The sequence below is a fragment of the Streptomyces sp. PT12 genome (assembly GCF_003311645.1).
GTDB lineage: Bacteria > Actinomycetota > Actinomycetes > Streptomycetales > Streptomycetaceae > Streptomyces.
In genome coordinates, this window is the sequence record NZ_QEST01000235.1 from 78,589 (window position 1) to 98,839 (window position 20,251).

Genomic DNA, 20,251 nt, shown 5'->3' on the forward strand with positions numbered 1-20,251 from the left:
CTTCTGTTCCCCGCCGCGAGTTTACGTTGCTCCTGCCCCCGTTCGGGTACGCCACACGACTTCCCGGGGCCCCGGTTGTGCGCCGTCGCGCAGGGGCCGTGCGAGGGTCGCACGGGCCGCGCGTGCGCCGCCGTGCGCGCCGTCGGGCCGGTCGCCTGGCAGCCGTTGATCCGGTCCGAACCTTCGGGCAGGTCACGGCGGGCCGGACGAGGCTTTGTCCTCGGTGAGGGGAAAGTCCTAACGATTTGTGCAGAACTTCTTCCCACCCCGCCAGCCCACTGCTACATTCCCCACCCGAAGCCCGGCGCGGACCTCGCGTCGGGGCCCGATGCCGACGGTGGCGGGAGGGACAGCGTGAGGCGGATGACGGCTCGACCCGGGAACGTGCATCAGGCGCGCCTGCTGCGCCTGCTGCGCGATGGCGGCCCGAGCTCGCGCGCCCAGCTCGGCGACCGGATCGACCTCTCGCGTTCCAAGCTCGCCGTCGAGATCGACCGGCTGCTTGAGACGGGGCTCGTGGTCGGCGACGGCTTCGCCGCGTCGCGCGGCGGGCGCCGCTCCCACAACGTCAGGCTCGCGCCGCGGCTGCGCTTCCTGGGCGTGGACATCGGCGCCACCTCCATCGACGTGGCCGTGACCGGGCCGGAGTTGGAGATCCTCGGCCACCTGACCGCGCCGATGGATGTCCGCGAGGGGCCGGTCGCCGTCTTCGAGCAGGTGCTGACCATGGTGGCCAAGCTCAAGGACGACGGCCTCGCCGAGCACTTCGACGGCGCCGGGATAGGCGTCCCCGGGCCCGTACGCTTCCCCGACGGGATCCCGGTGGCGCCGCCCATCATGCCGGGCTGGGACGGCTTCCCCGTGCGCGAGGCGCTCGGCCAGGAGCTGGGCTGCCCGGTCATGGTGGACAACGACGTGAACCTCATGGCGCTGGGCGAGCAGCACGCCGGAGTCGCCCACTCCGTGCAGGACTTCATCTGCGTCAAGATTGGCACCGGCATCGGCTGCGGCATCGTGGCCGACGGCAAGGTGCACCGCGGCGCCACGGGCAGCGCGGGCGACATCGGCCACATCCAGGTCGAGGCCGACGGGCGCCAGTGCCCCTGCGGCAACCGGGGCTGCCTGGAGGCGTACTTCGGCGGCGCAGCCCTGGCCCGCGACGCGGAGGACGCCGCGAGGGACGGGCGTTCGGCCGAGCTGGCGAGCAGGCTCGAGACCATGGGCGGCCTCACGGCCGCCGACGTGGCCGCCGCCGCGTCGGCGGGCGACGTCGCCGCCCTCGACCTCATCAGGCGCGGGGGGAACCGCACGGGCCAGGTCATCGCGGGCCTCGTGAGCTTCTTCAACCCCGCCCTCGTGGTGATCGGCGGCGGCGTCACCGGGCTCGGCCACACGCTGCTCGCCGCCATCCGCACCCAGGTGTACCGGCAGTCCCTCCCGCTGGCCACCGGCAACCTGCCCATCGTCCTGGGCGAACTCGGGCCCGCCGCCGGGGTCACCGGCGCGGCCCGCCTGATCAGCGACCACCTGTTCAGCTACACCCCGACCTGACCGAGGCGGGGCCAGCCCTCGCCGCGACGCGCCACAGCTCGACCACAAGCTCGACCACCGGACGGACCGCCCTCAACGGGCCACCACGAAGCCGCATCCTCACCTGTCCGCACCGTTCGACCCCTCTCGAAGCAGCCGCAGCACTCCCCACGCCCGACCCGCACCCGACCCTGCCCACGCACGCCCGCGCACCGGCATCGCCGAGGAGGCCAGCCATGGCAAGCGCGCCACCGCCGATACTCACGCTGACCGGCATCAGCAAGTCCTTCCCCGGCGTCCGCGCCCTCCAGGGCGTCGACCTCGACGTCGTCCCCGGCGAGGTCCACTGCCTCCTCGGGCAGAACGGCGCCGGCAAGTCCACCCTGATCAAGGTCGTCTCGGGGGCCCACCAGCCCGACAGCGGCGAGATCACCTGGCGAAGCGAACAGACCGTCATCCGCTCGCCCAGCGCGGCGATGCGGCTCGGCATCGCCACCATCTACCAGGAGCTCGACCTCGTTGAGCACGTCTCCGTCACCGAGAACGTCTTCCTCGGCAACGAGCGTTCCAAGGCGGGCTTCGTCCGCCACGGCGCCGCGAGGGCGGCCACCGCCGAGCTGCTGGCCAGGCTCGGCCACCCCGAGATCAGCCCCGACCGCGTCGTCAACACCCTCTCGGCCGCGGGCCGCCAGATCGTCAGCATGGCCCGCGCGCTCTCCCACGACGCCAAGCTGATCATCATGGACGAGCCGTCCGCCGTGCTCGACCCCGACGAGGTCAACAACCTCTTCCGCATCGTCGACAGCCTCACCCAGGCGGGCGTCGCCATCGTCTACATCTCCCACCGCCTGGAGGAGATACGCCGCATCGGCGACCGGGTCACCGTGCTCAAGGACGGCCGCGCCGTCGCCCGCGGACTGCCGGCGAGCACGACAGCTACGCGCGACATCGTGGCCCTGATGACGGGCCGCGACATCGAGCACCCCTTCCCCGAACGGCCCGAGCCGCCCACCGCCGACGCCGCGGTGGCGCCCGCGCTCAGCGTTCAAGGGCTCGCCAGGGACGGGGAGTTCGCGGCGTTCGACCTCGAGGTTGCGCCCGGCGAGATCGTCGGCCTCGCGGGCCTCGTCGGCTCGGGCCGCTCGGAGATCCTGGAGACCATCTACGGCGCCCGCCGCTCCACCGCGGGCAGCGTCCACGTCGACGGCCGCAGGCTGCGCCCTGGCAACGTGATCGACGCCGTCCGCGCCGGGGTCGGCCTGGCCCCCGAGGAGCGCAAGGCGCAGGCGCTGTTCCTGCTCGAGTCCATCACGAGCAACGTCTCCATCTCCTCGCTGTCCCGCTTCTCCACCGGCGGCTGGCTCGACCGCCGCGGGGAGCGCAAGGCCGCGAGGGAGCACACCCGCGAGCTGTCGCTGCGCCCCGACAACCCCGACATCGCCATCCGCACGCTCTCGGGCGGCAACCAGCAGAAGGCCGTCCTGGCCCGCTGGCTGCTGCGCGACTGCAAGGTCCTGCTGCTCGACGAGCCCACCCGCGGCGTCGACGTCGGCGCGAGGGCCGAGCTGTATGCCCTGATCCGGCGCCTCGCCGACCAGGGGGTGGGCGTTCTCCTCGTCTCGAGCGAGATCCCCGAAGTCCTCGGCCTGGCCGACCGGATCCTCGTGGTGCGCGAGGGACAGGTCGTCCACACCGCCCCCGCCCCGGAGCTCGACGAGCACCGGGTGCTCGACCTCGTCATGGAAGGGAGCCCGGCGTGACCCACGGCGCCACCTCCGAACCCGCATCGTCGTCCACCCTCGCCAAGAGCGAGCCGCCGGGCGCCTCCCCGCCCGATGCCGGCGGGCGCTCGGGTGCCCGCCTCGCCTTCGGGAAGCTGACGGACATCCACACTATCTCGCTCCTCGGCGTGCTGGCGATCCTCATCCTGATCGGCGGCATCACCGAGCCCGACTCGTTCCTCTCCACGACCAATCTCCAACTGGTCCTGACCCAGGCGTCGATCATCGGCGTGGTCACCGTCGGCGTGACGTTCGTCATCATCGGCGGCGGCATCGACCTGTCCGTCGGCGCGATCGTCGCGCTGGCATCCGTGTGGTGCACCACCGTGGCCACCCAGGAGTTCGGCTTCTGGGGCATGGCCTTCACCGCGGTCGTCGTCGGCCTCGGCTGCGGCCTGGTCAACGGCACGCTCATCGCGTTCGGCCCGATGGTGCCGTTCGTCGCCACGCTCGCCATGCTGGCGTCGGCCCGCGGCCTGGCGCTCCAGATCACCGGCGGCACCACCCAGAACGTCACGGTCGACTCCGTGCTCGAACTGAGCCGCCGCGACTCGTTCATCCTCGGCGTCCCGCCGCTGGTGATCATCTTCGGCGTGGTGGCCGTCCTCGGCTGGCTGCTGCTCACCCGCACCACCTTCGGCCGCCGCACCGTGGCCATCGGCGGCAACCCCGAGGCCGCCCGCCTCGCGGGCATCGCCGTCCGCCGCCAGCGGCTGATGCTCTACGCCCTGTCGGGCCTGTGCTGCGGCATCGCGGCCTTCATGCTGGTCATCCTCACGGGCTCTGGCCAGAACACCAACGGCAACCTCTACGAGCTGAACGCCATCGCCGCCGCCATCATCGGCGGGACCCTGCTCAGCGGCGGCCGCGGCACCATCCTCGGCTCGGTGCTCGGCGTCCTGGTCTTCCAGACGATTACCAACCTGTTCATCCTCAACGGGCTCGACAGCGCGGCCCAGCAGATCGCCCAGGGCGCGATCATCGTCGCCGCCGTCCTGCTCCAGCGCCGCTCCGCGACCACCACATAACTCCCCGTACTCCCCGAAGGGTCGATCACCATGAAGTCCTCACGCTCACGCAAGAGCCAGCTCGCGAGCCGCAGAAACGTGCTGTTCGGCGGGGCCGCCGCGGCCTCCGGACTCTTCATCGCCGGATGCACGAGCAACGAGTCCAACGATGACGAGGGCGGCACCGAGCAGCAGGCCCCGGCCGCGAGCGAGGAGGCGGGCGCGCCCGTCACCATCGGCTTCGCGGGCCCGCAGGCCGACCACGGCTGGCTCAACGCGATCAACGAGCAGGCCCGCGCCCGCGCCGAGCTCTACGAAGAGGTCACCCTTGAGATCGCCGAGGGCTCCAACGACACCGCCACCCAGATCGGGCAGGTGGAGGCCCTGGTCAACGGCGGCGTCGACGTGCTGGTCATCCTGCCCGCCGACGGCGTGGCCATGACCGACACGGCTCTTGAGATCATGCGGGCCGGGACGCCCGTGATCAACCTGGACCGCATCTTCGACAACCCCCAGGCGTACCGCTGCTGGATCGGCGGCGACAATTACGGCATGGGACTCAACGCGGGTCACTTCATCGGCGAGCAGCTGCGCGACGTCCAGGACGCCCGCGTGGTCGAGCTCTCGGGACCCGACAACCTCGAGCTGACCCAGCAGCGCACCCAGGGCTTCGACGACGCCCTGGCCAACTACCCGAACATCACCAAGGTGGCCCGCCAGGCCGCCGAGTTCACCACGGAGTCGGGCCAGGAGGTCATGGCGAACCTGCTCCAGGCCGAGTCCGAGTTCGAGGCCCTGTGGAACCACGACGACGACCAGGGCGCGGGCGCGCTCCAGGCCATCGCCCAGGCGGGCCGCGACGAGTTCCTCATGGTCGGCGGCGCGGGCTCGCGGGCTGCGATGGACCACATCCAGGCCGACGACTCGGTCCTGAAGGCCACCGTGCTCTACCCGCCGACGATGGCGGCCTCCGCCATCGACCTGGCCAGGGCGCTCGGCCAGGCCAGGGGGCTCAACGGCCTCGCCGAGTTCGAGATCCCGTCCTCGCTGACCCTCTACTCGGCCGTCGTCAGCCGCGACAACGTCGAGCAGTACCTGCCGACGGGCTTCAACTGATCCGTCACACCCGTATCGACGCCACACCCACCGACCCCACACCGACCCCACACCGACCCCACACCGACCCCCAACCGACAGGGAACCAGATGCCGTACTCCACCCCCGCACCTCCCCTCGGCGTCGGCATGGTCGGCTACGCCTTCATGGGCGCCGCGCACTCCCAGGGCTGGCGCACCGTAGGGCGCGCCTTCGACCTGCCGCTCACGCCCGTGATGGCCGCCGTGTGCGGCCGCGACCGGTCCAGGGTCGAGGCCGCCGCCGACCGTCTCGGCTGGGCGGCGGCCGAGACCGACTGGCGCGTCCTCATCGCCCGCGACGACGTGTCGCTCGTGGACATCTGCACCCCAGGGGACAGCCACGCCGAGATCGCCATCGCCGCCCTGGAGGCGGGCAAGCACGTGCTGTGCGAGAAGCCGCTCGCCAACACGGTCGAGGAGGCCGAGGCGATGACCGCGGCGGCCATCGAGGCCCGCAAGCGCGGCCAGCTCGCCATGGTCGGCTTCAACTACCGCCGCGTTCCCGCCCTCGTGCTGGCGCGCAAGCTCATCGCCGAGGGCCGACTCGGCACCCTGCGGCACGTCAGGGCCAGCTACCTCCAGGACTGGGCCGCCGACCCGGCGATGCCGCTCGCCTGGCGGCTGCGCAAGGAGAAGGCGGGCTCGGGCGCGCTCGGCGACCTGGGCGCGCACATCGTCGACATCACCCAGCACCTCTCGGGGGAGCTGCTGGTCGGCGTCTCCGCGCAGACCGAGACGTTCGTCAAGCAGCGCCCCCTGCCCGGGGGAGAGCCCGGGCAGGTCGGCGAGGTCACCGTGGACGACGCCGCCGTCTTCAACGGGCGGCTCGCCTCGGGCGCGCTGGCGTCGTTCGAGGTCAGCAGGTTTGCCGCGGGCCGCAAGAACCAGCTCCGCGTCGAGATCAACGGCTCCGACGGCTCGCTCGCGTTCGACCTGGAGCGCCTCAACGAGCTGGAGTTCCACGACAACACACTGCCGGACGCCGAGGGCGGCTTCCGTCGCATCCTGGTGACCGAGGCCGACCACCCCTACCTCGAGGGCTGGTGGCCCCCGGGGCACGGCCTGGGCTACGAGCACACGTTCACGCACCAGGCGCGCGACCTCGTGCACGCCATCGCGGAGAACGCCCAGCCCGAGCCGACGTTCGCGGACGGTCTCCAGGTGCAGCGGGTGCTGGCGGCGGTCGAGGAGAGCGCCGAGAAGAACGCTGTTCACACGCCCGTCCCCGTCCCGGCCTCCGAGTGAGGATCTGACCCCCCGAGTGAGGATCTGAAGGGAAGACGCACCATGCCACGGAACTTCACCCTGTTCACCGGCCAGTGGGCCGACCTGCCCCTCGAAGAGGTCTGCCGCCTGGCCAGGGACTTCGGCTACGACGGCCTCGAACTCGCCTGCTGGGGCGACCACTTCGAGGTGGACCGCGCGCTGGCCGAGCCCGACTACATCGCGGGCCGCCACGCCCTGCTGGAGAAGTACGGCCTGAAGTGCTGGGCCATCTCCAACCACCTGCTGGGCCAGGCGGTGTGCGACAACCCCATCGACGAGCGCCACAAGGGCATCCTGGCGCCCCGCATCTGGGGCGACGGCGAGCCCGAGGGCGTGCGCCAGCGGGCCGCCAAGGAGCTGGCCGACACGGCGAGGGCGGCCGCCGCGTTCGGCGTCGAGACCGTCATCGGCTTCACCGGCTCATCGATCTGGCACCTGGTCGCCATGTTCCCGCCGGTGCCGCCCGGCATGATCGACCGGGGCTACGAGGACTTCGCGGAGCGGTTCAACCCGATCCTCGACGTCTTCGACGCCGAGGGCGTCCGTTTCGCGCACGAAGTGCACCCGAGCGAGATCGCCTATGACTACTGGACGACCAAGCGCGCCCTCGAAGCGGTCGACCACCGCCCGGCGTTCGGGCTGAACTTCGACCCGAGCCACTTCGTCTGGCAGGACCTCGACCCGGTCAACTTCCTGTACGACTTCCAGGACCGCATCTACCACGTGGACTGCAAGGAGGCCCGCCGCCGCCTCGACGGCCGCAACGGGCGCCTTGGCTCCCACCTCCCGTGGGGCGACCCGAGGCGCGGCTGGGACTTCGTCTCCGCCGGCCACGGCGACGTGGCGTGGGAGGACGTCTTCCGGATGCTGACGGCCATCGGCTACGACGGCCCGATCTCGGTCGAGTGGGAGGACGCGGGCATGGACCGCCTCGCGGGCGCCCCCGAGGCCCTGGCCCGCCTGAAGGCGTACGACTACCCCCCGCCCACGGCGTCGTTCGACTCGGCCTTCGGCGGCGACTCCTGACCCACCCCCGTCAGGGCCCGCGCCCCCGACGGGCGCGGGCCCGAAGGGCCGCTCGACCGGTCGGGACGACGCCCTCACTCCTCGTCGGCCTCTCCGCCGTCCTCGTCGGGGTCCTCCTCGGGGACCTCGCCGAACAGGCGGATCTCCCACCACTCCGACGACGCGTCCTCGTCCTCGTCCTCGTCCTCGGAGTCGGGGTTGGGGTCGGGGTGCATCACGTTCCGCACCTCGACGCCGAGGCCGAGCTCCTGGGCGGCCCTCAGCGCGCTCACGGCCTCGTCGAGCGAGGTGACCCACATCTCGCGGAACGGCTCAGGCTCGTCGTTCCGAACGGTCGGCAGTCTGTGGATCGTCACGGTGCCTCCCCAGTGGCGCGGCGGTCCCCCGGCCATCCTTCCAGACGCGCCGCCCGCCGGGCGCCCCGCGGTCTCAGGCGCGTGGAACGGCCCTCAGCGCCCGCTCCACCAGCTCGTCGGGCGCGGGCCCGATGTCGATGGCCACGCCGTGCTCGTCGGGCTCAAGGGGCTCCAGGTCCGCGAACTGCGACCGCAGCAGGCCCGCCTTCATGAAGTGGCCCTTCCGCTCCCGCATGCGCCGCTCGATGAGGTCGAAGTCGCCGCTGAGATGGACGAAGAAGACGCCGGGCGACGCCGCGCGCAGCCGGTCGCGGTAGCGCCGCTTGAGCGCCGAGCACGTCATCACGCCGCCGCCGCCCGCCAGGTCGCGCTCGGCCAGCCACGCGCCGAGCGCGTCGAGCCAGGGCTCCCTGTCCTCGTCGGTCAGCGGGGTGCCCGCCGACATCTTGGCCACGTTGGCCCGCGGATGGAAGTCGTCGGCCTCGGCCAGCGGGACGTCGAGCCGCCGCGCCAACCCCTCGGCGACGGTCGACTTTCCCGAGCCCGAGACGCCCATCACGATGATCGTGGAAGATGCCATGGCTCCACTATCCGGCTCCGCACGCGCGTTCACCAAACGCCCCGCGCCCCCAAGCCTCAGTCCCGCGGCGACAGCAGCCCCCACGTCCTGCGCAGATCCGTCTCCGACTCGCGGCCGTTGCTCGCGATCGCGCCGAGCGCCTGCCGCGCCTGCCCGGGCGCCGCGTCCAGCATGCGGTCGGCCGCCTCGGCCTGCACCACCATGCCAGCCACCCGCTGCCCCGTGATGTCGTACATCTCGCGCACGATCTCGATCCGCTGGGTCGCGAGCGCCGCCTCGCGCCGCGCTGAGCGCATCAGCGCGGCCGTCTCGGCGCGTTCGGCCAGCTGCCTGCCCAAGCAGCGGCGGCAGCGCGCCCGGTAGCCGAGCGCCCAGGCAAGCGTCAGCGGCACCGACCAGCCGAGCACGAGCTCGGCCGTGCCCTCGGCGCCGCGCGACTCCCGTACCGCCGCGAACACCGTGGCGCCGATCCCGCCGAAGAGCGCGAGCCGCGCCGCCCACTTGGCGCCCCGGTCGGCCACCGCGCAGACGATGACGTAGACGGCCAGGCTGGGCGCCCACAACGCCTCGTTCTCCCACACGATCTGGGTCAGGCACGCGAGCAGCGCCAGGAGCAGCGTGCCCTCGGGCACCCGCTGCCGCAGGGCGACGCCCAGCGTGAGGGAGAGCATCAACAGGACCGCGAGCGCGCCGTCGTGGCCGCGCAGCGAGGGGTCGACGGCGATGTTCACCGCGCACAGGGTCAGGACGAGCGCGGCGAGGGAGAGGTCCACCGTCGTCGAGTGCCGTCGCACACCATCGAATGGGCGCTCCATGGCGGCCAGCGTAAGCCCGCGACGGCCCCAACGGATCGGCTCTGCGGGCGATTCCGCGACGGCTGGCCCTCCACTCAGGGGTGGAGAACCCCGGGGAACACCCTCGTTCGCCTCTCATCCTCGCGCAGGGTGACCGGTTGTCACCCCCGTCGATTAGAGTTGCGGCAGCCGCGTTGTGGGAGGTCCTCATGTCCGATTCGCCGTCCCGAGTGCCCGTTTCCGAGAAGTCTTCCCGCCCCTCCGTGCTCGCCAGGCTGCGGCCCGCGTCGTTCGGGGCCAGGCCCACGGGCGCGCGCCTTGAGCGCGTGCGCCGCTCCCCGCAGTACCGCGACGGCGCCTTCAGGAACGAACGACCGGTGCGCATGGGCGGGTTCGGGGACTCGCTGTCCATGGTCAGGGACTTCGCGCGGCGCTCGGAGCGGATGCGCAGGTCCCCGGCCGGCCCCATACCCCTGGCCCGCCCCGCCGCCCAGGGCGACGTCCCCGCCTCGGGCCTGCGGCTGACCTGGCTCGGGCACGCCAGCGTGCTCGCCGAGATCGACGGCCACCGCGTGCTGTTCGACCCGGTCTTCGGCAAGCGCTGCTCCCCGTTCTCCTTCGCCGGGCCCAAGCGGCTGCACCCCGTCCCCGTCGCGCTCGCGGAGCTCGGGCGCCTCGACGTGGTGGTGATCTCCCACGACCACTACGACCACCTCGACATGTCCACCATCAGGGGGCTGATCGCGGGCGACGCCGTGTTCGCCGTGCCGCTCGGCGTCGGCGCGCACCTGGAGCGCTGGGGCGTCCCCGAGGAGCGCGTCGTCGAGCTCGACTGGCGGGAGTCGGCGACCGTGGGCGGGCTCACCCTGACCGCCACCCCGGGGCAGCACTTCTGCGGCCGTGGCCTGCGGGACCGCTGGCAGACGCTGTGGGCGTCCTGGGTGGTCGCCGGGCCCGAGCACCGCGTCTACCACACGGGCGACACCGGGTACTTCCCCGGCTTCGCCGAGATAGGCGCCGAGCACGGCCCTTTCGATGCCACCCTGGTCCAGATAGGCGCCTACAGCAGCGCGTACTGGCCGGACATCCACATGACGCCGGAGGAGGGCGTCCGCGCGCACCTCGACCTCTCGGGCGGCGCCCCGCACGGCGTGCTGCTGCCCATTCACTGGGGGACGTTCAACCTCGCGATGCACCCCTGGGACGAGCCCGCCGAGCGCACGGTGGCCGAGGCCAAGGCGGCCGATGTGACGGTGGCCGTGCCCAGGCCGGGGGAGTCGTTCGAGCCCGCCGACGGGCTTGCGCTCAGCTCGTGGTGGGAGTCGGTCGCCGTCCGCCCCGCGCCCGGCGCCCGCACCCCCGACCCCTCGCTCAACGCCCGCCCGGCCGACGGCTGACCGCCCGCCCTGGCGGGTGTCCGGGCGGTTGGGGGCCGTGCCCCACCGGGGCCGTCTGCTTACGCGTGGGGGACTTACGCGTGGGGGACTTACTTGTGGGGGGTGACGTGCGGCTTTAGGGTGCCCGCAGAGCGCCGTCCTCCTGGAAGGTCCGTTCATGCCGCCACGTTCCGCGCGGATCACCGCCATCGAGACGCATGACATCCGCTTCCCCACCTCGCGGGAGCTGGACGGCTCCGACGCGATGAACCCCGACCCCGACTACTCCGCGGCCTATGTCACCCTCCACACGTCGGCGGACGGCGAGCCCGAAGGGCATGGCCTCGCGTTCACCATCGGGCGCGGGAACGACGTGCAGGTGGCGGCCATCCGCGCGCTCGCCCCCTACGTGGTCGGCCGGGACGCCGACGAGCTTGCCGCCGACCCCGGCACGCTCTACCGCGACCTGACGGGGGACAGCCAGCTGCGTTGGCTGGGCCCCGAGAAGGGCGTGATGCACATGGCCATCGGGGCCGTGGTGAACGCCGCGTGGGACCTGGCCGCGCGGCGCGCGGGCAAGCCGCTGTGGCGGCTCCTGGCCGACGCGGACCCCGAGTGGCTGCTGTCCCAGGTCGACTTCCGCTACCTGACCGACGCCCTCACCCCCGCCGAGGCGCTTGACCTGCTGCGCCGCGGCAAGGAGGGCTCCGCCGCACGCGCCGCGGACCTGCGCGCCCACGGATACCCCGCGTACTCCACCTCGCCCGGCTGGCTCGGGTACTCCGACGCCAAGCTCACCCGGCTGGCCGAGCGGGCCGTCGCCGAGGGGTTTCCGCAGATCAAGATCAAGGTCGGCGCCGACGTCGACGACGACATCCGCAGGCTGCGCGCGGCCCGCGACGCCGTGGGCCCCGATGTGCGCATCGCCATCGACGCCAATCAGCGCTGGGACGTCGCCGACGCCATCGCCTGGGTCGACGCCCTGCGCCCGTTCGACCCCCACTGGATCGAGGAGCCCACGAGCCCCGACGACATCCTCGGCCACGCCGCGATCCGCGAGGCCGTCGCCCCCGTCAAGGTGGCCACGGGCGAGCACGCGCAGAACCGTGTGATCGTCAAGCAGCTCATCCAGGCCCGCGCGATCGACATCGTGCAGCTCGACGCCGCCCGCGTCGCCGGGGTCAACGACAACCTCGCCATCCTCCTGCTCGCCGCCAAGCACGGCGTGCCCGTCTGCCCGCACGCCGAGGGCGTCGGTCTGTGCGAGCTGGTGCAGCACCTGGCGATGTTCGACTACGTCGCCCTCAGCGGCACCACCGAGGACCGCGTCGTCGAGTACGTCGACCACCTGCACGAGCACTTCATCGACCCCGCCCGCGTCGTCAAGGGCCGCTACCAGGCGCCGGGCACCCCCGGCTTCTCCGCCGCGATGCGCCCGGCGACCCTCGCCGAATACGCCTACCCCGACGGCGAGTTCTGGGCGGCCGAGCTGGCGCCACGGGAGGTGCCCGGCGCGTGAACGCCCCTGGCCCCGCCCCCCGCGGCGTCCCGCTGCCCGCCGAAGAGACATGAGCGCCGGAGGAGACATGGCCGCCCCCGTCATCGACGCCCACCACCACCTGTGGGACCTCGCCGTCCGCGACCAGGACTGGATCACGGGGGAGGCCATGGCGCCCATCCGCAGGGACTTCACCGTGGCCGACCTCGCCGCGGAGGCGCGCGCCGCGGGCGTCAGCGCCACCGTGGTCGTGCAGACGGTGACGGTGCCAGAGGAGACGCCCGAGCTGCTCGCCATCGCCGCCTCCTCCGACCTGATCGCCGGGGTCGTGGGCTGGACCGACCTGACCGACCCCGCCGTGGCCGACGCGCTCGCCGCCCTCGTCGACGCGCCGGGCGGCGGGCTGCTGACCGGCATCCGGCACCAGGTCCAGGGCGAGCCCGACCCCCGCTGGCTGCTGCGCGACGACGTGCGGCGCGGGCTGCTCGCCGTGGCCGCCGCGGGCCTCGTGTACGACCTGCTCGTCCTGCCCCACCAGCTGCCCGCGGCCGTCGAGGTCGCCGCCCTGCTGCCCGAGGTGACGTTCGTCCTCGACCACCTGGCCAAGCCGCCGATCGCCTCGGGCGAGATCGAGACCTGGGCCGGGGACATCGCCAGGCTCGCCGCGCTGCCCAACACGTACTGCAAGCTCTCCGGCATGGTCACCGAGGCCGACTGGGCGTCCTGGACCACCGAGGGCCTGCGCCCCTACGCGGACACGGTGATCGGCGCGTTCGGCCCCGACCGGCTGATGTTCGGCTCGGACTGGCCGGTGTGCACCCTCGCCGCGCGCTACGACGAGGTGCTGACGCTGGCCCGCGCGCTCACCTCCGGGCTGAACGCCAACGAGCGCGACGCCGTCTTCGGCCGCACGGCCTCGCGTGTCTACGGCCTCGGGTTCCCCGGCTGAACGGCCCGGCCCCGGGGCCTCGGGTCAGCCTTCCGCCCGCTTTCTGACCTCATGGGCGAGGTCCTTGTCGAGCGCGACCCGCACCAGGCCCGCGGTCAGCCTGGGCACGTCGCGGTCCTCGACCAGCGAGCCGAGCGCCCCGGGGGAGCGCGGCAGGCCCACGCGCTCGGCGCCGTCCCGCGCCTTCCCGTCGATGTAGGGGATGTGCTCGGGCCACACGGCCTGGGCCTCGCGCAGGAAGATGTCCACGCCCATCGGGCCGATCCCGGGGAACGCCCGCAGCCGCTCGGCCACGTCGTCGCCGCGCAGCCCGCGCAGATCGCCCCCGTAGCGGTCGAGCGCGAGCTCGGCGCCGTCCCCCAGCTGCCGCGCGGTGCGCTCGTCGTAGCGGCGGTAGCCGCCCACGCCGAGCGCGTCCACCCGCTGCTGCCACGTGGCGTCCGCCATGTGCCGCGGCGTCGTCATCCCCGCGTCGAACAGCGCCCGCGCCGCGGCCACCGCCACATCGGCGCGGATGCGCGCCGAGAGCAGGTGCGCCAGGACCAGCGCCTGGTACAGCGGCGCGGGAGTGTTCCGCAGGCGGATGCCCGCCTGCTGGGCATAGGTCTCACCGCAGCGGTCGACCAGGGCCCGCGCCGTTCGCTCTGTCCGCTCGCTCATGCCGACCCCCCGTCAGTCCGTCTCCGGCCTGAGGTCGCGGAACGCCTCGCGCTCCGCGCGCTCGGACAGCGGCCCGCGCCCGCGCTCGGTGCGCGGCCCGCTGGGGCGCCACGTGGGGTCCTCTTCCATGGACTCCTTGGCCTCCGCGTTGGCGTGCCGGTCGGGAACGCCCTGGTTCTCGGCGGCCTTGCGCCCATGGGCGCGATGAATGTCGTACTTCTTGCTGCCCGGTTCAGGCATGCTGCACCACCTCGCGGCGCCGAGTGCCCGGGCGTCGGCCGGTGAAACGCGGGTAGCGTCACCGGGTGGACACCAGGGATCTGCCGACCGAGTGCTGGCTGACCCCGCGCGCCGAGGTGCGGGGCTCACCGATCCAGGGCCGCGGCCTGTTCGCCACCGCCCCCATCGCCGAGGGCGAGGTGGTGGCGCGGTTCGGCGGGCCGCTGATCGACGACGCCGAGCTGGCCGCGACCTCCCCGCCGAGCAGCTTCACCGTGGCCCCGGGACTGCACATGGTCACCGACCCCGAGCACCCCGCGAGCCTGGGCAACCACGCGTGCGACCCGAACGTGTGGCACCGGGACGCCGTGACCCTCCAGGCCCGCCGCCCCATCGCCGAGGGCGAGGAGCTGACATCCGACTACGCCACCATGACCGGCGTGGAGAGCTGGTCGATGGAGTGCCGCTGCGGCACCGCCCTGTGCCGGGGCCGCGTCACGGGCGCCGACTGGCGCCTGGCGTCCCTCAGGGCCGCCTATGGCCGCCGCTGGACCCCCGCCCTCCTGGCCAGGATCGACAGCGACGGCCAGGGGCCTCACTCCGCGGATCCGGCCAGCGGGACCGTGAGCGACGTGCCGCCCTCGGGCACGGTCACAGGATCGCCGTAGCCGCCAGGGCCCGCGAGCACGACGCGCCAGGGGCCGGGGGCGTTCGCCGCGCGCACGGTCACCGCGTCGCCCTCGCGCCTGGTGGTGAACGTCGCGGGCTCGCCGCCGTCGGGCGATGGCACCGTGGTGACGGTCTCGCCGCCGTCCTCCGGCGCGTGCACGCGCAGCGTCACGCCGTCCGCCCACGCGTACACGGGCGCGTCGTCGGCCGCGCCGAACGGGATCACCGAGCCGGGGCGGGCCAGCAGCGGCAGGCTGTCGAACCCGAACCGCCCGCGCCGCCACCCCCCGCCGCGCACCCGCTCGCCGGTGAGCACATGCGTCCACGTCCCCTCGGGCACGTAGTAGTCGACGGTGCCGTCCTCGGTGAACACCGGCGCCACCAGCAGGTCGGAGCCCAGCATGTACTGGCGGTCGAGCGTGTGGCAGCCGGGGTCGTCGGGGAATTCCAGCAGCATCGCGCGCATCACCGGCGCGCCCCGCTCGGCCGCCTCGCGCGCCGCGCCCGCCAGATAGGGCATCAGCCGGTGCTTGAGCCGGGTGAAGTCCCGCGTGACGGCCACCGCCTCCTCGTCGTAGTCCCACGGGACCCGGTAGGAGTTGCTGCCGTGCAGCCTGCTGTGCGACGACAGCAGCCCGAACTGCACCCACCGCTTGAACAGCGCGGGCGTCGGGGTGCCCTCGAAGCCGCCGATGTCATGGCTCCAGAAGCCGAACCCCGACAGGCCGAGCGAAAGGCCGCCGCGCAGCGACTCGGCCATCGCCTCGAACGTGGACTCGCAGTCGCCGCCCCAGTGGACGGGGAACTTCTGCCCGCCCGCCGTCGCCGAGCGCGCGAACAGGACCGCCTCGCCCTCCCCGCGCTCCTCGGTGAGCACGCCGAACACCGTCTCGTTGTAGAGCTGCGTGTAGTAGTTGTGCATCCGCTCGGGGTCGGAGCCGTCATACCACACGACGTCCGTGGGGACCCGCTCGCCGAAGTCCGTCTTGAAGCAGTCCACGCCCTGCCGGGCCAGCGCCCGCAGCTTGTCCGCGTACCAGCGCCTGGCCTCGGGGTTGGTGAAGTCCACGAGCGCCATCCCGGCCTGCCACATGTCCCACTGCCACACGTCGCCGTTTGGCCTGCGCAGCAGGAAGCCCTGGCGCATCGCCTCGTGGAAGAGCGGGGACTTCTGCCCGATGTAGGGGTTGATCCAGACCGACACCCGCAGCCCGCGCTCCTTGAGCCGGGCGAGCATGCCCTCGGGGTCGGGGAAGACCGCGGGGTCCCACGTGAAGTCGCACCACTGGTACTCGCGCATCCAGAAGCAGTCGAAGTGGAAGACGCTCAGCGGGATGTCGCGCTCGGCCATGCCCTGGACGAAGCGGCTGACGGTCGCCTCGTCGTAGTCGGTCGTGAACGACGTGGACAGCCACAGGCCGAACGACCACGCGGGCGGCAGCGCGGGGCGGCCGGTCAGCGCCGTGTAGCGGTCCAGGATCTCCTTGGGCGTCGGCCCGTGGATGACCAGGTACTCGATCGACTGGCCCTCGACGCTGAACTGCGCCTGCCCGACCGCCTCCGAGCCGATCTCGTAGGAGACCTGGCCCGGGTGGTTGACGAAGACGCCGTAGCCGCGGTTGGTGAGGTAGAACGGCACGTTCTTGTACGCCTGTTCGCTGGCCGTGCCGCCGTCCGCCTGCCAGATGTCGACGGACTGGCCGTTGCGCGTGAACGGCGTGAACCGCTCGCCGAGCCCGTACACCAGCTCGCCCACGCCGAGCGAGAGCTGGCCGAGCGCGTGCTGGCGCCCGTCCTCCATGGTGACAAAGCCAGTGCCGCGCTTCCCCGCCGACGTCAGCACGCGCCCCTCGGCGACGAAGTCGAGGCGCCAGGGCTCGGCGGTGTCCACGCGCAGCGTGAGCGAGCCGCTGGACAGCTCGACGACCGAGCCGTCCACGGCCGTCTTCGCACGGTGCCCGGGATCCCCGGCGAGCGGGAAGCGCGGCCCGCGCTCCGCCGCCCCCGCGTGGTGCGTCGACCTGACCGCGATGACGCCGTCGGCCGGGGCGTGGCACTCGACCGTGATGAGCGGGGAGTTGAGCGTGTGCCCGCGCACCTCGACGGGGCGCACGGCCGCGTGGAGGACGAGGCGGTCGTCATGGACCGCCGTGTCGGCGACCTGCTTGGCGAACGCCGCCGAGACGCCGTCGCGGATCAGCCAGTAGCCGTCGGTGAACTTCACTGCCACTCCTGCTTGTGGTGGGCTATCAGCTCCCGGTACCAGCGATAGCTGTCCTTCGGGAGGCGTTCGAGGGTGTCGTAGTCGACGCGGACGATGCCGAAGCGCTTCGCGTAGCCGAAGGCCCACTCGAAGTTGTCCATGAGCGACCAGACGTAGTACCCGCGCACATCCACGCCCGCGTCCACGGCCGCGGCCAGGGCGTGCAGATGGTCGCGGAGGTAGGCGACCCGGTCGGCGTCGTGGACCTGGCCGTCGTCGGCGACGGAGTCGTCCTCGGCCGAGCCGTTCTCGGTGATGATCACCGGCGGCAGCTCCGGGTAGCGCCGGCCGAGGTCGACCAGCAGATCGGTGAACGTGTGCGGAACGACCGGCCAGCCCATCGTCGTGTGCCGCGCGTCCTGCCGCCAGGACTCCTCGACGCCGATGTCCACGGCCGTGCGGGCCGCGGGGTCGGCCTCGCGGCGCGGCGCGTCGGCGATGGTGATCGGCCGGTAGTAGTTGACGCCGACGAAGTCCAGCGGGGCGGCGATCGTGATGAGGTCGTCATCGCGCCGGTAGGAGCCGTCGGCGAGGTCGCCCCAGGTCTCCCGCTCGTGCTCGGGGTAGCGCCCGGCGAACAGCGGGTCGAGCCACACCGCGTTGTGCAGCGTCTCGGCGCGGCGCACCGCGGCCAGGTCGGCGGGGGATTCGGTCGCGGGCAGCAGGCGGTCGGGGTTGAGCGTGATGCCGACATCCCGCGCGCCCGCGTCGCGCAGCGCGCGTACCGCGAGGCCGTGCCCGACCAGCAGGTGGTGCGCCGCGGCCAACGCGCCCCGGCCCTCGCGCGCCCCGGGCGCGTGCCGCCCGATGGCGTAGCCGACGAACGCCGAGCAGAACGGCTCGTTGAGCGTGATCCAGCGGTCCACGCGGTCGCCGAGCCGTTCGGCGACCAGCCGCGTGTAGTCGGCGAACCGCTCCGCCGTCTCGCGCACGCGCCAGCCGCCCCTGTCCTCAAGGGCCTGCGGCAGGTCCCAGTGGTAGAGCGTGGCGGCCGGGGAGATGCCCGCGGCCAGCAGCTCGTCGACGAGCCGGTCGTAGAAGTCGAGCCCTTCCGCGTTGGCGGGGCCCGCGCCCGTCGGCTGGACGCGGGGCCAGGCGACGGAGAACCGGTAGCTGTCCACGCCGAGTTCACGCAGCAGCGCGACGTCCTCGCGGTAGCGGTGGTAGTGGTCGCACGCGACGTCGCCTGTGGCGCCTTCGGCCACGCGGCCCGGCTCGCGGCAGTAGGTGTCCCAGATGGAGGGGCCGCGCCCGCCCACGTCGTGGGCGCCCTCGATCTGGTAGCTGGCGGTGGCGGCGCCGAAGAAGAATCCCCGAGGGAACCGCGGGAAACCGGCGCCCTCGCTCACGGTGGTCGGGTCGGTGACAGTCATGGTGGTGGCGGGCCTCACTTGAGTGAACCGCCGGCGATCCCGGCGGCGATGTACTTCTGGGCAACGACGAGGAGTATCGCCGCCGGGATCGCCGACAAAACGGCCGTGGCCATCACCGCTCCCCAGTCGCTCACATGCGCGCCGATGAACTGGTAGATGCCGAGCGTCACGGGCCTGACGTCGTCGGTCGTGTTGAGCGTGAGCGCGAAGATGAAGTCGGCCCACGCGAAGAGGAACGCGAAGAGCCCCGAGGTGATCAGCGCGTTCCTGCTCATCGGCAGGACGATCCTGACGAACGCGGTGAAGCGGTTGGCCCCGTCCACCATCGCCGCCTCCACTACCTCGGTCGGGATGGACACCATGAACGCCCGCAGCAGCACGATCGCGAACGGCAGCCCGAGCGACGCGTCGGCCAGGATCAGGCCCAGATAGGAGTTGACCAGGCCAAGCTCGGCATACGCGCTATAGAGGGCGTTGGCCACCACGATGCCCGGCACCATCTGCGTGATCAGCGTGGCGAAGACGATGGTGCCCCCGCCCCTAAGCCCGAAGTGCGCCAGGCCGTACGCGGCGGGCGCGGCGAGCGCGAGGCACACCGCGACCGCGCCGAGCGAGACGACCAGGCTGGTCACCAGCGAACCGCCCTGGGTGTCGAGGGCGTGGGAGAAGTTCTCGAAGCCCGCCGAGGTCGGGATGAGATCGGTGGACGCGATGCTGGTGTGCGGCTGGAGCGCGGTGCTGATCATCCAGTACACGGGGAAGAGCATCACCGCGAGGATCAGCAGCGCGGCCGCGGTGTTCCAGGCGCGCCGCGCACGGCCGCGTTCGCGGCGCCCCGAGGTCACGGTCCCTGACATGGCTCTCACTTCCCTGCCCTGAGATCGGCGCGGTTGACGCGCAGGTACAGCACCGCGAAGACGGCGCTGATGAGAATGAGGACATTGCCGACCACCGCGCCCTGGCCGAAGTCGAGCTGGAGGAACGACAGCTGGTAGGTGAGCGTGCCGAGCGTCTGCGTGGAGTCGGCGGGGCCGCCGCCGGTCAGCGCCAGGATCAGGTCGAGGATCTTGATCGTGGACATGAACCCGAGGACGAGCACCACGGTCACCACGGGCCGCAGCAGCGGAAGCGTCACGCTGCGGAACGTCCGCCACGGGCTCGCCCCGTCGAGCGCGGCCGCCTCGTACAGCTCGCGCGGGATCTCCTGGAGCCCGCCGTAGAGGATCACCATGTTGAACGGGATGCCGATCCAGACGTTCACCAGGATCGCCGAGAGCAGCGCGACGCTGGGGCTGCTCAGCCAGGGCACGCCGTCGGACGCGAGGCCGAGTGTGCCGAGGAAGCTGTTGAGCACGCCATGGTCCTCGTCCATGATCCGCCGCCAGACCACCGCGGAGACCACCATCGGCACCAGCCAGGGCAGCAGCAGGATCGCCCGCACAAAGCCCGAGAGGCGAAAGCGCCGCGAGAAGAAGACCGCGAGGGCGAGGCCGATGGTGAACTGGCCCGCGAGCGACCCCACGGTGAACAGGATCGTCTGCCACAGCGCGTCGTTGAACAGGTCGTTGTCGAAGACCCGCCGCCAGTTGTCGAGCCCGTTGAACGGGGCCTCTCCGGTGAAGTACGTGCGCGGCGTGAACTCCTGGAAGCTCATCACCACGTTGCGGACCAGGGGGTAGCCGAAGAAGGCCAGCAGATAGGCCAGCGCCGGGGCCACGAAGAGCCACTGGGTGAGCCGCGGGGTGAGCTGTCGGGAGCGCATCGTCGT

General features: G+C 72.4%; 19 protein-coding genes. 10 read left to right on the forward strand and 9 right to left on the reverse strand.

Going from position 1 to position 20,251, the window contains the following annotated elements; genetic code table 11:
- Positions 1–363 precede the first annotated feature (363 nt).
- The 6 genes from DEH69_RS24625 to DEH69_RS24650 all read left to right on the forward strand — a co-directional run bounded on the left by DEH69_RS24625 (position 364) and on the right by DEH69_RS24650 (position 7,746).
- On the forward strand, positions 364–1,551 hold the full coding sequence (locus DEH69_RS24625; RefSeq protein ID WP_113689170.1) for an ROK family transcriptional regulator: 1,188 nt from the start codon (positions 364–366) through the stop codon (positions 1,549–1,551).
- A 215-nt stretch (positions 1,552–1,766) separates the two neighbouring features.
- Positions 1,767–3,290, forward strand: coding sequence for a sugar ABC transporter ATP-binding protein (locus tag DEH69_RS24630; protein ID WP_113689171.1), 1,524 nt, complete (start codon positions 1,767–1,769; stop codon positions 3,288–3,290).
- Positions 3,287–4,339: an ABC transporter permease gene (locus DEH69_RS24635; protein WP_181727590.1), complete on the forward strand. Its 1,053-nt coding sequence runs from the start codon at positions 3,287–3,289 to the stop codon at positions 4,337–4,339. The genes DEH69_RS24630 and DEH69_RS24635 overlap by 4 nt, the downstream gene beginning before the upstream one ends.
- Before the next feature lie 30 nt (positions 4,340–4,369).
- Positions 4,370–5,434 (forward strand): substrate-binding domain-containing protein, encoded by a 1,065-nt coding sequence (locus DEH69_RS24640; protein WP_113689172.1) that lies wholly within the window; start codon positions 4,370–4,372, stop codon positions 5,432–5,434.
- An 89-nt stretch (positions 5,435–5,523) separates the two neighbouring features.
- A complete protein-coding gene (locus DEH69_RS24645) occupies positions 5,524–6,699 on the forward strand; it encodes a Gfo/Idh/MocA family protein (protein WP_113689173.1) in 1,176 nt (391 codons plus the stop codon).
- A 42-nt stretch (positions 6,700–6,741) separates the two neighbouring features.
- The gene (locus tag DEH69_RS24650; RefSeq protein ID WP_113689174.1) at positions 6,742–7,746 is read left to right on the forward strand and encodes a sugar phosphate isomerase/epimerase; all 1,005 of its coding nucleotides are present in this window, start codon (positions 6,742–6,744) and stop codon (positions 7,744–7,746) included.
- A gap of 74 nt (positions 7,747–7,820) precedes the next feature.
- Here DEH69_RS24650 and DEH69_RS24655 read toward each other — a convergent pair whose 3' ends face one another.
- The 3 genes from DEH69_RS24655 to DEH69_RS24665 all read right to left on the reverse strand — a co-directional run bounded on the left by DEH69_RS24655 (position 7,821) and on the right by DEH69_RS24665 (position 9,497).
- Positions 7,821–8,102, reverse strand: coding sequence for a hypothetical protein (locus DEH69_RS24655; protein WP_113689175.1), 282 nt, complete (start codon positions 8,100–8,102; stop codon positions 7,821–7,823).
- Between the two features lie 73 nt (positions 8,103–8,175).
- Positions 8,176–8,682, reverse strand: a complete 507-nt coding sequence (locus tag DEH69_RS24660) for a gluconokinase (protein WP_113689176.1) — start codon at positions 8,680–8,682, stop codon at positions 8,176–8,178.
- A gap of 56 nt (positions 8,683–8,738) precedes the next feature.
- A complete protein-coding gene (locus tag DEH69_RS24665) occupies positions 8,739–9,497 on the reverse strand; it encodes a histidine kinase (RefSeq protein ID WP_113689177.1) in 759 nt (252 codons plus the stop codon).
- Between the two features lie 188 nt (positions 9,498–9,685).
- Between DEH69_RS24665 and DEH69_RS24670 the strand changes: the two genes are divergently transcribed.
- The 3 genes from DEH69_RS24670 to DEH69_RS24680 all read left to right on the forward strand — a co-directional run bounded on the left by DEH69_RS24670 (position 9,686) and on the right by DEH69_RS24680 (position 13,299).
- Positions 9,686–10,873, forward strand: a complete 1,188-nt coding sequence (locus DEH69_RS24670) for an MBL fold metallo-hydrolase (RefSeq protein ID WP_113689178.1) — start codon at positions 9,686–9,688, stop codon at positions 10,871–10,873.
- A gap of 157 nt (positions 10,874–11,030) precedes the next feature.
- A complete protein-coding gene (locus DEH69_RS24675; protein ID WP_113689179.1) occupies positions 11,031–12,371 on the forward strand; it encodes an enolase C-terminal domain-like protein in 1,341 nt (446 codons plus the stop codon).
- Between the two features lie 67 nt (positions 12,372–12,438).
- On the forward strand, positions 12,439–13,299 hold the full coding sequence (locus DEH69_RS24680; RefSeq protein ID WP_258534933.1) for an amidohydrolase: 861 nt from the start codon (positions 12,439–12,441) through the stop codon (positions 13,297–13,299).
- Between the two features lie 24 nt (positions 13,300–13,323).
- Here DEH69_RS24680 and DEH69_RS24685 read toward each other — a convergent pair whose 3' ends face one another.
- Together DEH69_RS24685 and DEH69_RS24690 are read right to left on the reverse strand one after the other, a co-directional pair.
- The gene (locus tag DEH69_RS24685) at positions 13,324–13,959 is read right to left on the reverse strand and encodes an endonuclease (RefSeq protein ID WP_113689181.1); all 636 of its coding nucleotides are present in this window, start codon (positions 13,957–13,959) and stop codon (positions 13,324–13,326) included.
- A 12-nt stretch (positions 13,960–13,971) separates the two neighbouring features.
- Positions 13,972–14,199: a hypothetical protein gene (locus DEH69_RS24690; protein ID WP_113689182.1), complete on the reverse strand. Its 228-nt coding sequence runs from the start codon at positions 14,197–14,199 to the stop codon at positions 13,972–13,974.
- Positions 14,200–14,264: 65 nt separating this feature from the next.
- Between DEH69_RS24690 and DEH69_RS24695 the strand changes: the two genes are divergently transcribed.
- The gene (locus DEH69_RS24695) at positions 14,265–14,846 is read left to right on the forward strand and encodes an SET domain-containing protein (protein WP_113689183.1); all 582 of its coding nucleotides are present in this window, start codon (positions 14,265–14,267) and stop codon (positions 14,844–14,846) included.
- Here the strand turns inward: DEH69_RS24695 and yicI are convergent.
- From yicI to DEH69_RS24715, 4 genes are read right to left on the reverse strand one after another with little or no spacing between them, the layout of a single operon-like run.
- The gene (gene yicI / locus DEH69_RS24700) at positions 14,774–17,071 is read right to left on the reverse strand and encodes an alpha-xylosidase (protein ID WP_113689184.1); all 2,298 of its coding nucleotides are present in this window, start codon (positions 17,069–17,071) and stop codon (positions 14,774–14,776) included. The genes DEH69_RS24695 and yicI overlap by 73 nt on opposite strands.
- A complete protein-coding gene (locus tag DEH69_RS24705; protein ID WP_181727591.1) occupies positions 17,068–18,483 on the reverse strand; it encodes a GH1 family beta-glucosidase in 1,416 nt (471 codons plus the stop codon). The genes yicI and DEH69_RS24705 overlap by 4 nt, the downstream gene beginning before the upstream one ends.
- A gap of 14 nt (positions 18,484–18,497) precedes the next feature.
- Entirely contained in the window at positions 18,498–19,340 is an 843-nt protein-coding gene (locus DEH69_RS24710; protein WP_113689185.1) for a carbohydrate ABC transporter permease, read from the reverse strand.
- 5 nt (positions 19,341–19,345) lie between these two features.
- Positions 19,346–20,245: a carbohydrate ABC transporter permease gene (locus DEH69_RS24715; protein ID WP_113689186.1), complete on the reverse strand. Its 900-nt coding sequence runs from the start codon at positions 20,243–20,245 to the stop codon at positions 19,346–19,348.
- Positions 20,246–20,251 lie beyond the last annotated feature (6 nt).

Bases quoted from the DNA above. Each gene is read 5' to 3' on its own strand.
- DEH69_RS24710 (WP_113689185.1), bottom strand. From the start codon at position 19,340: ATGTCAGGGACCGTGACCTCGGGGCGCCGCGAACGCGGCCGTGCGCGG.
- DEH69_RS24705 (WP_181727591.1), bottom strand. From the start codon at position 18,483: ATGACTGTCACCGACCCGACCACCGTGAGCGAGGGCGCCGGTTTCCCG.
- DEH69_RS24645 (WP_113689173.1), top strand. From the start codon at position 5,524: ATGCCGTACTCCACCCCCGCACCTCCCCTCGGCGTCGGCATGGTCGGC.
- DEH69_RS24660 (WP_113689176.1), bottom strand. From the start codon at position 8,682: ATGGCATCTTCCACGATCATCGTGATGGGCGTCTCGGGCTCGGGAAAG.
- DEH69_RS24690 (WP_113689182.1), bottom strand. From the start codon at position 14,199: ATGCCTGAACCGGGCAGCAAGAAGTACGACATTCATCGCGCCCATGGG.
- DEH69_RS24665 (WP_113689177.1), bottom strand. From the start codon at position 9,497: ATGGAGCGCCCATTCGATGGTGTGCGACGGCACTCGACGACGGTGGAC.
- DEH69_RS24630 (WP_113689171.1), top strand. From the start codon at position 1,767: ATGGCAAGCGCGCCACCGCCGATACTCACGCTGACCGGCATCAGCAAG.
- DEH69_RS24680 (WP_258534933.1), top strand. From the start codon at position 12,439: ATGGCCGCCCCCGTCATCGACGCCCACCACCACCTGTGGGACCTCGCC.
- DEH69_RS24640 (WP_113689172.1), top strand. From the start codon at position 4,370: ATGAAGTCCTCACGCTCACGCAAGAGCCAGCTCGCGAGCCGCAGAAAC.
- DEH69_RS24670 (WP_113689178.1), top strand. From the start codon at position 9,686: ATGTCCGATTCGCCGTCCCGAGTGCCCGTTTCCGAGAAGTCTTCCCGC.
- DEH69_RS24650 (WP_113689174.1), top strand. From the start codon at position 6,742: ATGCCACGGAACTTCACCCTGTTCACCGGCCAGTGGGCCGACCTGCCC.
- DEH69_RS24675 (WP_113689179.1), top strand. From the start codon at position 11,031: ATGCCGCCACGTTCCGCGCGGATCACCGCCATCGAGACGCATGACATC.
- DEH69_RS24715 (WP_113689186.1), bottom strand. From the start codon at position 20,245: ATGCGCTCCCGACAGCTCACCCCGCGGCTCACCCAGTGGCTCTTCGTG.
- DEH69_RS24685 (WP_113689181.1), bottom strand. From the start codon at position 13,959: ATGAGCGAGCGGACAGAGCGAACGGCGCGGGCCCTGGTCGACCGCTGC.
- DEH69_RS24625 (WP_113689170.1), top strand. From the start codon at position 364: ATGACGGCTCGACCCGGGAACGTGCATCAGGCGCGCCTGCTGCGCCTG.